The following is a 12,908-nucleotide window of genomic DNA, read 5'->3' as shown; positions in this document are numbered from 1 at the left end:
GATCTCAACAATACTGTGATTATCAGCGGTCAGCAAGAACCGCACCAGATATGCCCCGCGCCGCAGACCGGAGGGCGGGGGTCCAACAGTCCATACCGGAGGAAGATATGAAATCTGATCCGTCGACCCTGATCCCGTCCCTCGCCGCGCTCTGCGCGACGCTTGGTCTTGCCGGCGCTGCCGCGGCCGAGGACCTCGTGATCTCGAACTGGGACGGCTACATGGCGCCCGATGCCGTCGACAGCTTCAACAGCGCCACCGGCAACAGCGCCGAGCTGGTCCTGCACGGCACCAACGAAGAGATCATGGGCAAGCTGATCGCCTCCAAGGGCGCGGGCTATGACGTGGTCTTCGTCTCCTCGCCCTTCGCGGAAATCCTGCACAAGATGGGGCTGGCGGAGGAGCTGGACCATGCCAAGCTGCCCAATATCGCCAACCTCTACGAGGCCGCGACCCAGCTGCCGCATGACCCGGGCAACACCTTCTCGGTCCCCTATGCCTGGGGCACCACGGGGCTGTGCTACCGCTCGGACCTGCTGGCCGAGGCGCCCGACAGCTGGTGGGACCTGCTGACACCCTCCGAGGCGGTCGCGGGCAAGACCACGATGCTGGCCACCGACCGCTGGCTGCTGGCCGCGGCCCAGCTGGCCGAGGGCTATTCGGTCAACACCACGGACGAGGCCGAGCTGGCCAAGGTCAAGGAGGACCTGATCGCCGCCAAGAAGACCCTGCTGGCCTATGACGACACCACCTTCTACGCCAAGCTTGTATCCGGCGAGGCAGAGCTGGTGCAGGCCTGGGACGGCTGGTGCAACTACGGCATCGCCGAGAATGCGGACATCAAGTACGTCGTGCCGAAAGAGGGCTCGGACCTCTGGGTGGATGAGATGGTGATCCTCAAGGCCTCCGAGCACAAGGAGGCGGCCTATGCCTTCGTCAACTGGATGCTGGATGCCGGCAACCACCGCTGGGCGGCCGAGAACATCCTCTACAAGGTGCCGAACGAGGCCGCGATGGAGGGTCTCGACCCCGCGCTGATCGAGCAATACCCGAACATGGGCATGAGCGCCGAGGACCTTCTTGGCTACGAGTTGCTGATGGACGTGGGCGAGGCGCAACGCGCCTATGCCAAGACCGTAAGCGAGATCAAGGCGGCGAACTGATCCGCCTGATATCCAGCCATCGGGTCCGGTGATGCAGCTGCTTGCGCTGCGCCGGGCCCGGGGCGCGGCCCGATGCCCCTGCCTGGGGTGGGTCGGGTGTATCGGGCCGCGACCCCATCGGAAATGTCCCCCGTGAAAGACCGCAAACCGCTTTACCTGATGACGCCGGCTCTGGCGTGGCTCACTGCCTTCATGGTGGTGCCCTGCCTGCTGATCCTTGCGCTGGCCTTCTTCCGGCGCGGGATCTACGGCGGCGTCGAGTATGTCTTCACGCTGGAAAACCTCGCCATGGTGGTGGACCCGCTCTATGCGCGGATCTTCCTGAAATCGGCGGGGATCGCGGGGCTGGCCGCCGGGATCGCCGTGGTGGTGGGCTATGCCGCCGCCTATGCCATCGCCGCCATGCCGCGCCACCGCCAGCCTGCGCTGCTCTTCTTCGCGGTGCTGCCCTTCTGGTCGAACTACCTGATCCGCACCTACGCCTGGATCGTGCTGCTGAACCGCGAGGGGCTGATCGTGCACCTCTTCCGCTGGTTCGGATACGAGGGCGAATTGCCCCAGATGCTCTATACCGAGACGGCGGTGGTGATCGGGCTGGTCTACAACTACCTGCCCTTCGTGATCCTCGCCTGCTACGCGCCGCTCTCACGTCTGAACCCCGAGGTGGCGGAGGCCAGCCATGACCTCGGTGCCTCGCAGTGGACGACCTTCCGGCGGATCACCCTGCCGATGACCGTGCCGGGGATCGCGGCGGGTTTCGTCTTTGTCTTCGTCCTCTCCATCGGCAACTTCGTCACGCCGGCCCTGCTGGGCGGCGGGCAGTTCCAGATGATTGGCAACCTCGTCTACGCGCAGTTCCTGACGGCGAACGACTGGCCCTTCGGGGCCGCGCTCTCCATGGCGCTGATCGCGGTGATGATGGTGCTGCTGACTGCGCAGACCTTTGCCAGCGAACGTGCCTCGGGGCAGGGGGGACGCGATGCCTGAGCGTGGCAAGACCCGCCTGATGCTGGCGATCCTCGCGGGGGTCTTCGCGTTTCTCTACGTGCCGATCTCGGTGCTGATCGCGCTCAGCTTCAACGCGGGCGGGTTGCCGACCGCCTGGACCGGGTTTTCGGTGAAGTGGTACGGCGCGCTTTTCGCCAATCGCGACATCATGCACGCGGCGCTGAACACGCTGATCGTGGCCGTGGTCTCGACCCTGCTGGCGACGATCCTGGGCACGCTGCTGGCCGTGGGCGTGGAAATCCGCCGCCGCAAGGGCCGCTTCCTCGAAACCATCATCTTCGCCCCGATGATCATCCCCGACATCGTGCTGGCCATCGCGCTGCTCAGCTTCTTCTCGATGCTGAACGTGAAGATGGGCCTGCACACGATCATCGTCAGCCACGTGGTCTTCAACTTGGCCTTCGTCTGCTCGGTCGTGCGGGCGCGGCTCAAGACCTTCGACTGGTCGATCGTCGAGGCCTCGGCCGACCTGGGGGCCTCGACCGCCACGACGCTGCGCCGGGTGGTGCTGCCGGTGCTGATGCCCGCGGTGATCGCGGGGGCGCTGCTGGCCTTCACGCTGTCGGTGGACGAGTTCATCATCGCCTTCTTCACCGCCGGTGCAGGGCGGTCGTCGATCACCCTGCCGATGCAGATCTTCGCCATGATCCGCTTTGGCGTGACGCCCGAGATCAACGCGCTTGCGACGCTGGTCATGCTGTTCAGCGTGATCGCCCTTGCGCTTTCCCAGAGACTGAACCGCGGGGGTCTGCCCGGACAATGACGCAAGTGCTGCTCTCCCTTTCCGACGTGGAAAAGCATTTTGGCCGGGTGAAGGCCGTGGATGGCGTGTCGCTCGACATCGTCGAGAACGAGTTCTTTGCCCTGCTGGGCGCCTCCGGCTCGGGCAAGACGACGCTGCTGCGGATGCTGGCGGGGTTCGAATTGCCCACCGGAGGGCAGATCGTGCTGGATGGCAAGGACGTCTCGCAGGTGCCGCCGAACCGCCGTCCGGTGAACCTGATGTTCCAGAGCTACGCGCTCTTCCCCCACATGTCGGTGGCAAAGAACATCGCCTACGGGCTGGAGATGGAGGGTCTGCCCCGGCGCGAGATCACCGCGCGGGTGGGCGAGATACTGGAGGTGATCCAGCTGGCCCCGCTCGCCAATCGCAAGCCCGACCAATTGTCGGGCGGGCAGCGGCAGCGGGTGGCCCTGGCCCGCGCGCTGGTGAAGCGCCCGCGCCTTCTGCTGCTGGACGAACCGCTTGGCGCGCTCGACAAGAAGCTGCGCGGCGAGATGCAGCTGGAACTGAAGCGCATTCAGGCGGAGTTCGGCATCACCTTCATCGTCGTGACCCACGATCAGGAGGAGGCCCTCGTCATGGCCGACCGGATCGCGATCCTGAAGGATGGTCGCCTGCTTCAGGCAGGCACCCCGCGTGAGATCTACGAATACCCCGAAACCCGCTATGCCGCCGACTTCATCGGCCAGATGAACTTCATCCCCGTGACCCGGTCGGGCGGCCTGCTCTTTGCCCGCAATGGCGCGCGCATCGGCGGCATGATCCCGGCGGAGGCGCCAGAGAGCCTCGTGGCGGCGGTCCGGCCCGAACGGCTCTACCTCGATGCCGAGGCCGAGAACGTGGTGACGGGCACCGTGCGCTCCATTGCCTACCTCGGGCTCGACCTGCACCTGCACCTCGACACGCCGCTCTGCGACCAGCCACTGATGGTGCGGCTGACGGCGGACGCGGCCGAGGGGCGCGATATCACCGAAGGCGCGCAGGTGACGCTAGGCTGGTCCGCCCGCGACACCCGCGTCTTCCCCGCCTGACATCCGGGGCCCGCCAATCCAAGGCCCCGAAACTCAAAGGCCCGAACTCAAAGGCCCGAACTCAAAGGCCCGCCAGAGGCCGCCCCACCAGAGGAGACCCAGATGACCCAGAAAACCTTCGCCTTCTTCCCCGAAGCGGCCTTCGGCCCCGCGCTCAACTCCGTCGGCATTGCGCAGGCGGTGGAGCGGATGGGTCACAAGGCCGTCTTCCTCTCCGACCCCGGCTTTGTCGATGTCTACAAGGGCTACGGCTTCGAGGCGCATCCCGTGAACCTCTCCGAGCCGATGCCGGCCGAGCAGATGGCGAAGTTCTGGGAGGATTTCATCAACGGCCACATCCCCAACTTCCGCAAGGCGCCGATCGACCAGATCGACAACTACGTCAAGGAATGCTGGGAGGCGATCGTGGACAGCGCCAAGTGGGCCGAGAAGGACCTGCCCGCCGTGCTGGCGAGGATCAAGCCGGACGTGATCAGCGTGGACAACGTGATCCTCTTCCCGGCGATCAAGCAATACGGCGTGCCGTGGGTGCGGATCATCTCCTGCTCGGAAAACGAGATCGAGGATGACGCGATCCCGCCGCACCTCTCGGGCATGTCCGAGACGGATACCGAGGGCCACGCCGCCTTCCGGGCGAAGTTCAACGAGGTGATCAAGCCGATCCACGACGATTACAACGCCTTCCTCGCCACCACCGGCGAAGACCCCTATCCGCTGGGCCAGTTCTTCGAGGCCTCGCCCTACATGAACCTCCTGCTCTACCCCGAGCAGGTGAAGTACCACCGCTCCGAGCCGCTGGACCCGGCGCAGTTCCAGTACCTCGAAGGCTGCGTGCGGCAGGACAAGCCCTATGCCGTGCCGACCTTCGCGGCGAACAACGACGGCCCGCTGCTCTACATCTCCTTCGGGTCGCTGGGGGCGGGGGATACCGACCTGCTGAAGCGGCTGATCACGCTGATCGGCAAGACCCGCTATCGTGCGCTGGTGAACGTGGGCGACTACATCGGCGAATATGACGACATCCCGCCGAACGTGGTCATCGACAGCTGGTTCCCGCAGCCCTCGGTCATCCCGCAGGTGGATGCGGTCATCCACCACGGCGGCAACAACTCCTTCACGGAATGCCTCTACTTCGGCAAGCCCGCGATCATCATGTCCTATGTCTGGGACGGCCACGACAACGCCATGCGGGTGCAGGAAACCGGCCACGGCTTCCGCTCCGAACGCTACGACTGGACCGATGAGGAACTGATCGCCAAGATCGAGGCCTGCCTGACGGACGCCGACATGGCCGCGAAACTGGCTGCGACCTCGGCCCATATGCAGGGCCAGAACGGGCAGGAAAAGGCCGCGAAAATCCTCGTTGGTCTTCTGGAGTCGCAAGCATGACGAACCTCGCCTCCTCCGCGCCCCATATCCACGGGGCGTGCGACTTTGATGACCTCGTGGACTGGGGCGCACAGCCCGACGCGCTGGACGGCGCCTCGCATTCCACCGGACGGCTGCTGCACAAGGGGCCGGGCAATATCCCCGAGACCGGCATCTGGGATTGCACCCCGGGCCGCTGGCGGCTCTCCGTCCCGCGGGACGAGTTCTGTCACTTCGTCTCGGGGCGCGCGAGCTATGTCCGCGATAGCGGCGAGGTGATCGAGGTCACCCCCGCCACCTGCGTCCTGTTCCCGGCCGGCTGGACCGGCACCTGCACGGTCCACGAGACCATCCGCAACATCTACATGCTGAGTTGACCCAATGACGACACCCGTTATGACCAAGCCGCTCGAAATCACCGACACGGTGGACTGGGGCGTGATCCCGACCATGATCGAGGGCGAAAGCCGCACCTCGGGCAAGCTGCTCCACAAGGGGCCGAACGGCGAGAACGAATGCGGCCTGTGGATCTGTACGCCCGGCAAGTGGGAATGCCACGTGACCCGGGACGAGTTCTGCCACTTCCTCGAGGGGCGCTGCACCTACGTCCACGAAAGCGGCGAGGTGATCGAGATCACCCCTGACACCGCCGCCTTCTTCCCGCAGGACTGGAAGGGCGTCTGCACCGTCCACGAGACGATCAAGAAGGTCTACATGATCCGCTGAGCGGATCGGGTTAACCCTGTCCGGCCCTTCGTGACGGCGGGCCGGGCGCCGCCGCGCCGCAGGGCAGGCGAGATACCGAAGGATCCGCGCGCCGGATCGGGAGAGAACAGATGTCCGATATCGACACGCCCCGCTATTACCTGACGCCCGGCCTGCGCGAGAGCGCGGGGCGCAGCGTCGACGTCATCGACCCCGCCACGTTGGAGCGCGTCGGCACCCGCGCCGTGGTGGGCGAGGGCGAACTGGCCGAGGTGCTGGCGCAGGTCAACGCCGCGCAGGCGGGATGGGCCGCACTGGACGCCAAGACGCGGGCCGGGCACCTGCACCGGCTGGCGAACCGGATCGAGGCCACGGACATGACCCGCTGTGCCATCCTGATGAGCCGCGAGATGGGCAAACCCTATCCCGAGGCCATCGGCGAAGTGGCGAACTGCGCCTCGATCTTCCGCTACTACGCCGAAATGGCGCGCGACGAGGCGGGCAAGATCGCGGGCTCCACACAGGCGGGCTCGTTCCAATATGCGCGCTACGAGCCGCTCGGCGTCTCGGCTCATATCATGCCGTTCAACTTCCCCGTGCTGCTGATGTGCTGGACGGTCGCGGCCTCGCTGGCGGCGGGCAACGGCTGCGTCGTGAAACCGGCGGAGGCGACGACGCTGTCTACGCTCGAATTCATGAAGGTCTTTGACGAGATGCCCGCGGGGCTCATCGCCTGCCTGCCGGGCGACATAGAGGTGGGGAAGGCGCTTGTGGCCTCCGACCTGACCCACGCCGTGGCCTTCACCGGCTCCGTCGCCGGGGGGCGTGCCGTGGGGGCCGCGGCAGGTGGTCTGATGAAGCCGGCGATCATCGAGGCGGGCGGGTCCGACCCGATGATCATCACCGATCACGCGCCCCTTGCGGTGGCGGCGGCGGGGGCCGTGACCGGGGCCTTCCACCTCTCCGGGCAGGTCTGCACCTCGACCGAGCGGCTCTTCGTCACGGAAGGCATCCACGACGCCTTCGTCGCGGCCTTCGTCGAGGAGACGGCGGCCCTGCGCATCGGCAACGGATTGGACAAATCCGAGATCGGCCCGCTGGTCAGCAAGGCCGCGCGGGACAAGGTCGAACGGCTGGTGGCCGATGCGATTGCCAAGGGCGCCAAGGTCGAGATCGGCGGCGGCGCGCCTGCGGGCCAGAACACCGGCTGGTTCTATGCCCCCACGATCCTCACCGGCTGCACCCCCGAGATGGAGATCATGCACGAGGAGATTTTCGGCCCCGTCGCGGCGATTGCCAAGGTGAAGGACTTCGACGCGGCCATCGCGGCAGCGAACGACAGCCCCTTCGGCCTCGGCGCCTCGATCTTCACCACCTCGCTGGAAGAGGCGCAGGAGGCGGCGGAGCGGCTGCAGTCGGGCATGGTCTGGGTCAACAACCCGATGATCGACAACGACGCGCTGCCCTTCGGCGGCTGGAAGGCGTCGGGCATGGGGCGGGAGCTGGGGCGGCAGGGGCTGGATGCCTTCCGCCGCACCAAGATGGTGATCATGGATCACCGGCCCGTGCGGCAGGACTGGTGGTATCCCTATCCGGACGAGTGGTTCCTCGACGCGGGTGGGCGCAAGCACGTCTGACGCAAAACGCCCCGGCCTGAGCGGGCCGGGGCGTTTCTTTGCGCGATGGCTGTTGGTCAGCGGCGGCTGGCCGCGGCGGCAAGGATCATCCCGCCCATCACCAGCGTCAGGCCGATCAGGAAGACGGGCGACAGCTGGTTGTCGAGCAGCAGGACCGAGGCGGCGACCCCGGTCAGCGGCACGCCGAGGGTGAAGTTCGACATGGCAAAGGTGCTGATCCGGCGGCCGTATTCGGAGGAGATCACGAAACAGGCCGAGGTGGCGATCGGGCCGATGTAGATCAACAGCTGCACGAGGTGCCCGCTCCATGCGATCTGGTGCGGCGCGCCGTGGACGACAACGGCGGCAATCGCCAGCGGCACGGTGGCCAGAAGCATCTGCCACGGCGCCAGCGACAGCGGCGAGGACACCCACTTGTGCCGCTTGACGTGCAGGATGACCAGCGACCAGGCGATCGCGCCGATCAGGAGGAAGCCCGCGCCCATGAAGGCGCCGGGCTGGGTCCAGTCGGTCTCCAGCGGCGAGACGATCAGCGCGACGCCTGCGATGCCCACGGCAACGGCGGCCAGCTGCGCGCGGCTGGGACGGGTCCGGAAGAGCGCCCAGGCCAGCAGCACCGACCACAGCGGCGTGGTATAGGCCAGCAGCACCGAATGGCTGGTGTCGGTCTTGGTCATGGCGATCATGCCGAGGCCCGTGAAGGTCATCATTTGCAAGAGCCCGATGCTGAGCACGATGGGCATGTCCGCCTTCCTGGGCAGGCGCAGCTCACCCCGGACCGCCACGAAGGCAAAGAGGCAGAGCGCGGCCGAGCCGAAGCGGAAGGCCGCGAGCCAGAGCGGCGGGACCGAGACCAGTGCGATCTGCGTCGCGGGCCAGCTGAGCCCCCAGAGCAGCACCATCGCCATGAGCCACAGCCGCGTGGTGTTCGCGTCATCCTGCGCGCCGGTGGAGATGCGGCCCCGGAGGGCGCCCTGAATGCTGGCCATGGTCTGTCCTGTCTCGCTGTCGTTAACAGACTGCCTCCTATACGGTGGAAAATCCTGTCTTCCTTTCTGCGCCTGCGAGAAATATAGGAGAATTTTACCGTCATATTGCGCCAAGGAGGAAAGACATGCCGAGAAATGCCGTTCATCTGGATGATGCCAGTCTCCGCATCCTCGACGTGCTGCAGAAAAACGCCGAGATCAGCAACGCCGAGCTGGCCGAGACGGTGAACCTATCCGCCTCGCCCTGCTGGCGCCGCGTGGCCGAGATGCGCGACAAGGGCGTGATCCGCGGCTCGGTCGCGCTGGTCGATCCGGTGCAACTGGGGCTGCTGGTGAACGTCTTCGTCCATGTCACGCTCAGCCGTCAGGACAAGGCCTCGCTCAAGGTCTTCACCGATGCGATCGAGGGCAGGCCCGAGATCATGGAGTGCTACCTCATGACCGGCGAGGCGGATTACATGCTGCGCGTCGTGGTGGAGGACCTGCTGCAATACCAGGAGCTCGTGCTCGACTGTCTGACGCAGATCCCCGGCGTCTCCAACATCCGCTCAAGCTTTGCCCTCGACCAGGTGAAATACACCACGGCGTTGCCCACGGGCCACCTTTCCGGCGGACGGTGAGCGGGGCAGGGGCCGGGCCTTGATCCGCAGGGCCCCCGGTGCCAGATTGCGGCGCAGAGGACGACCTCTCCGCAATGGTGAATGGCCGGGACGACCCGGCGCTCAGGAAAGGTCTCCCCATGGCTTGGGCCTCTCTCTTTATCGCCGGACTGCTGGAAGTGGTCTGGGCCACCTTCATGAAGAAATCCGAAGGCTTCACCCTGCTGGTGCCCTCCGTCGTGACGCTGGTCGCCATGGCGGCCAGCTTCCTGCTGCTCGCCTCCGCCATGAAGCAGCTGCCCCTCGGCACGGCCTACATGGTCTGGACCGGGATCGGGGCCATCGGCGCCTTCGCGGTCGGCATCGCCTTCCTCGGCGAGGCGGTCGGCCCGATGCGCCTGGTGGCGGCAGGGCTGATTGCCGCGGGCCTCCTGCTGATGAAGCTGGCCGAGGGCTGAGGGGATACGAAAAAGGGCCGGTGCGATGCACCGGCCCGTTCGATCTTGCGGGGAGACGGGCTTACGCCTCGCCCCAGATCTCCTTGGCGAGGTTCACCACCAGCTCCAGCTTCTTGCGCTGATCCTCGACGGTGACCTTGTTGCCGTGTTCGGTGGAGGAGAAGCCGCACTGCGGCGCGATGCCCAGCTGATCGATGTCCACGAACTTCGAGGCCTCCTCGAACTTGCCCTTCAGCCAGTCCATCGGCTCCAGCTCGGGCGTCTTGGTGGTGATGAACCCGGCCATGACGCGCTTGGAGCCCTTGGGCAGCAGCTTCAGCGGCTCCAGACCCCCGGCGCGGTCGGTGTCATACTCCATGAAGTAGACGTCCACGTCGGTCTTGTTGAAGATCGCATCGGCCGCCATGTCGTAGCCGCCTTCGGCGACATGGGTCGACTTGAAGTTGCCGCGGCACATGTGCATCCCGATGATCATGTCCTCGGGGCGGTCCTTGATGCATTCGTTCAGCATCCACGCGTAGCGGTCGATCAGCCAGTCGGGGTCCTGACCCATCGACTTGCGCATCTCGCGCTGTTTCTCGTCGCAGAGGTAGGCGAAGAAGATGTCATCCAGCTGCAGGTAGCGGCAGCCTGCGTCGTAGAAGGCCTGCACCGCGTCCTTGTAGGTGGCCGCGATCTCGCCAAAGAAGACATCCGCATCCTGGTAGGGCTTGTGGCGGTTGTTCTCCGGCGTGACCCGGAAATGTACACATGACGGCCCGGGGATCGAGATTTTCGGGCAGACGGAGGTATGCTCGGCCACGAACTTGAAGTGGTCCAGCATCGGGTGATCGGCGGGGAAGCTGAGCGGCCCGTTGATCACCGGGTAGACCTCGGGGTTGGTCACGCCCTGGAAGCCCAGACCGGCGCCGTCCTGCGTTTCGAGGTCGAAGCCGTTGAGCATCCCCATGAAGTCATAATGCCAGTAGGCGCGGCGCGCCTCGCCGTCGGTGACGACCTTCAGGCCGACCTCTTCCTGCATCTTGATCAGCGCCGGGATCGCGGCGTCCTCGATGGCTTTCAGCTCGGCGCCGGTGACGCCTGTCTTGCGCGCATCGGCAATGGACGTTGGGCGCAGAAGCGATCCGACATGGTCGGCGCGGAACGGCGGTTTCAGCGTTGCATCGCTGGGAAGGTCTTTCACGGCTGGGTCCTTTCCCCGGCTCGGGGCCGGTCGGTTGAAGGGCGGGCGCCCGGTCTTGCCGGCGGCCGCAGTGGGGCGGCACGGGCCGGCGCTGATAGGTCTTGGGACAGGAAGATGCCGGCCGGTGGGGCCGGTTGAAACGGGTGCGTGCTCCTCCTCCTCCTGCCGCCGGGGACGGGCCCGGCGCGGCTCCGGCACAACCCGCGAGGGCGGCCCCCGAGGGGCGTGCAGTGGCCGTCACGGGCCCCGCGCACCGGAGTGTCATATCTGTTCCCTGTATACGCGGCGGTGTCAAGGCAAGCCCCGGGGCGCGCGCCTGCGGGGGCCACGTCCGGTCGCGCCGCGGTCCTGTCACGGTCCAGCCGCGGGCTTGTTGCATGGGAAGCATTGCATCGGAGGAATATCGCACGCGGCGGGTTTTGCGGCTGCAGCACCCGGGGACTTCGGTCTAGATTGGTCCTGTCTCCAGACCTTTCCGGTATCGGACCTTTGCCCATGACCGCCCTGCGCCTCCTCCTCGTCGCCCTGTTCGTGCCGCTTCTGGCAGCCTGCGACGTCACCACCACAGGTCCCGTGACCGTGACGCCGGGGGCCTCTGCCCCCCGGAGCCAGCCGCGCGATCAGGCTGCGTTGCAGGCGCAGGCCCGGCAGGCGGTGAACCAGTTCGTCATGGTGGCCGACCGGCTGGAACCGGTGATGGAGCGGGAATGCCGTCGGCGTGCGCCGGAGCTGAACTGCAACTTCCAGATCGTCGTGGACCGCTCGCTGACCGATCCGCCCAACGCCTTCCAGACACTCGATGACACCGGCCACCCGATCCTCGCGGTGAACATCGCGCTGATCGCCTCGGTCGAGAACGCGGACGAGATGGCCTTCGTCATGAGCCACGAGGCGGCGCACCATATCTCGGACCACCTCGGCCAGCAGCAGGCCAATGCCATGGCCGGGGCGCAGGTGCTGGGCGGGTTGGCGGCCGCGGGCGGGGCCAGCGGCTCCGGGCTCGAGATGGCGCAGCAACTGGGCGCGGCGCTCGGCGCGCGGCGCTACTCGCAGGACTACGAGCTTCAGGCGGATGCGCTCGGCGCGATCATCGCGCGGGCGGCAGGCTTCGACGCGCTGCACGGGGCGGAGTACTTCAACCGCATCCCCGATCCCGGGAACAGCTTCCTCGGCACCCACCCGCCGAACGCGCGGCGGCTCGAGACGGTGCGTTACGCGCTCGCCAACGGCGTGTGAGAGGCCGCCGCCTGGCCTCTGTCGCGATATTGATCAGGATCAAGGTGCCCGAGTCGCCCCCGGCGTAAACCCTCTTTCAACGAAACGAGGGAAACGCCGATGAAGCCTCTTGGAGATGTGAAAGAGCATTTCTGGCTCGTCCAGCGGATGGCCCGGGCCACGGGCACCGATCTGGACGCTGCACAGGACTGCGGTGCGCTGACGGTCGAGGACTGGTCCGCCATGGTTACCCGCTGCCGCGGATGCACCGGGCCGGAGGGCTGCCGTGACTGGCTCGACCGGGCCGAGCGCGCCGAGGCCGATCCCCAGCCCGCACCGGGTATCTGCATGAACCGCGCCGTCTTTGCCCGGCTGGGCACGGCGCAGGACCGGAAGGAGACCGTGACATGCTGACGAAGTTCTTCGAGCGCCTCGATGCGCGGGCCGCGCTGGTCTCGCAGATGGCCGACCGGGTTGGCGTGGATTTCGCCGAGAACATCAATCGCTCACCGGAGGTGGTGGGCGATTACCGCGCCGCCGTGATGCGCTGCACCGGCTGCACCGAGGCCGACCGCTGCGCCAGCATCGACGCCAGCGTGCACGAGGTCCCCGGCTACTGCCGCAACAAGCGCCTGCTGGACCGGCTGGCGGTGGCCTGAGGAGAGATACCGCCCGGAAGAGCGGGACGGATTGCCAAGATCGATGTGCGGTAGATCGGACGCTGGGGAGCGCCGCCGGTCGAGAGGGACCGCGTCTGCATTGATCCGA

At 66.5% G+C, this 12,908-nt stretch carries 15 protein-coding genes; 13 read left to right on the top strand and 2 right to left on the bottom strand.

The genetic code is table 11. From position 1 onward, the window contains the following. Positions 1–107: 107 nt before the first annotated feature. The 8 genes from ACX9MO_RS04700 to ACX9MO_RS04665 all read left to right on the top strand — a co-directional run bounded on the left by ACX9MO_RS04700 (position 108) and on the right by ACX9MO_RS04665 (position 7,696). Positions 108–1,163: a polyamine ABC transporter substrate-binding protein gene (locus ACX9MO_RS04700; RefSeq protein WP_462213694.1), complete on the top strand. Its 1,056-nt coding sequence runs from the start codon at positions 108–110 to the stop codon at positions 1,161–1,163. A 132-nt stretch (positions 1,164–1,295) separates the two neighbouring features. Further along, positions 1,296–2,150: an ABC transporter permease gene (locus tag ACX9MO_RS04695; protein WP_462213693.1), complete on the top strand. Its 855-nt coding sequence runs from the start codon at positions 1,296–1,298 to the stop codon at positions 2,148–2,150. Further along, complete coding sequence (locus ACX9MO_RS04690; protein ID WP_222491762.1) at positions 2,143–2,934, top strand: ABC transporter permease; 792 nt, start codon at positions 2,143–2,145, stop codon at positions 2,932–2,934. Before ACX9MO_RS04695 ends, ACX9MO_RS04690 begins: the two co-directional genes overlap by 8 nt. Further along, positions 2,931–3,986: an ABC transporter ATP-binding protein gene (locus ACX9MO_RS04685; RefSeq protein ID WP_462213692.1), complete on the top strand. Its 1,056-nt coding sequence runs from the start codon at positions 2,931–2,933 to the stop codon at positions 3,984–3,986. Before ACX9MO_RS04690 ends, ACX9MO_RS04685 begins: the two co-directional genes overlap by 4 nt. A 102-nt stretch (positions 3,987–4,088) precedes the next feature. Further along, positions 4,089–5,375, top strand: a complete 1,287-nt coding sequence (locus ACX9MO_RS04680) for a nucleotide disphospho-sugar-binding domain-containing protein (RefSeq protein ID WP_462213691.1) — start codon at positions 4,089–4,091, stop codon at positions 5,373–5,375. Beyond that, positions 5,372–5,731, top strand: coding sequence for a cupin domain-containing protein (locus ACX9MO_RS04675; RefSeq protein WP_462213690.1), 360 nt, complete (start codon positions 5,372–5,374; stop codon positions 5,729–5,731). The genes ACX9MO_RS04680 and ACX9MO_RS04675 overlap by 4 nt, the downstream gene beginning before the upstream one ends. 4 nt (positions 5,732–5,735) lie before the next feature. Beyond that, a complete protein-coding gene (locus ACX9MO_RS04670) occupies positions 5,736–6,080 on the top strand; it encodes a cupin domain-containing protein (RefSeq protein WP_222491770.1) in 345 nt (114 codons plus the stop codon). Between the two features lie 110 nt (positions 6,081–6,190). Further along, positions 6,191–7,696, top strand: a complete 1,506-nt coding sequence (locus ACX9MO_RS04665; RefSeq protein ID WP_462213689.1) for an aldehyde dehydrogenase family protein — start codon at positions 6,191–6,193, stop codon at positions 7,694–7,696. A 56-nt stretch (positions 7,697–7,752) separates the two neighbouring features. Here the strand turns inward: ACX9MO_RS04665 and ACX9MO_RS04660 are convergent, their stop codons facing one another. Beyond that, positions 7,753–8,685, bottom strand: coding sequence for a DMT family transporter (locus tag ACX9MO_RS04660; protein ID WP_462213688.1), 933 nt, complete (start codon positions 8,683–8,685; stop codon positions 7,753–7,755). Between the two features lie 125 nt (positions 8,686–8,810). Between ACX9MO_RS04660 and ACX9MO_RS04655 the strand changes: the two genes are divergently transcribed. Further along, positions 8,811–9,305: an Lrp/AsnC family transcriptional regulator gene (locus ACX9MO_RS04655; RefSeq protein WP_462213687.1), complete on the top strand. Its 495-nt coding sequence runs from the start codon at positions 8,811–8,813 to the stop codon at positions 9,303–9,305. Positions 9,306–9,424: 119 nt separating this feature from the next. Then, positions 9,425–9,742 carry a DMT family transporter gene (locus ACX9MO_RS04650; RefSeq protein WP_462213686.1) on the top strand — a complete coding sequence of 106 codons (318 nt, stop codon included), beginning with the start codon at positions 9,425–9,427 and terminating at the stop codon, positions 9,740–9,742. Positions 9,743–9,803: 61 nt separating this feature from the next. Here ACX9MO_RS04650 and ACX9MO_RS04645 read toward each other — a convergent pair whose 3' ends face one another. After that, on the bottom strand, positions 9,804–10,925 hold the full coding sequence (locus ACX9MO_RS04645; protein ID WP_315900479.1) for a 5-methyltetrahydropteroyltriglutamate--homocysteine S-methyltransferase: 1,122 nt from the start codon (positions 10,923–10,925) through the stop codon (positions 9,804–9,806). A gap of 495 nt (positions 10,926–11,420) precedes the next feature. Here ACX9MO_RS04645 and ACX9MO_RS04640 point away from each other — a divergent pair, with 495 nt between their 5' ends. From ACX9MO_RS04640 to ACX9MO_RS04630, 3 genes are all read left to right on the top strand, one after another. Beyond that, positions 11,421–12,161, top strand: coding sequence for a M48 family metalloprotease (locus tag ACX9MO_RS04640; RefSeq protein WP_462213685.1), 741 nt, complete (start codon positions 11,421–11,423; stop codon positions 12,159–12,161). A gap of 99 nt (positions 12,162–12,260) precedes the next feature. After that, entirely contained in the window at positions 12,261–12,554 is a 294-nt protein-coding gene (locus ACX9MO_RS04635; RefSeq protein WP_462213684.1) for a DUF6455 family protein, read from the top strand. Next, positions 12,548–12,799, top strand: coding sequence for a DUF6455 family protein (locus ACX9MO_RS04630; RefSeq protein WP_222491786.1), 252 nt, complete (start codon positions 12,548–12,550; stop codon positions 12,797–12,799). The genes ACX9MO_RS04635 and ACX9MO_RS04630 overlap by 7 nt, the downstream gene beginning before the upstream one ends. Positions 12,800–12,908 lie beyond the last annotated feature (109 nt).

It is taken from the genome of Pseudooceanicola profundus (assembly GCF_054919315.1).
Note: the sequence above shows the minus strand (reverse complement) of the source record. Positions and strands in the feature narration are given on the sequence as shown.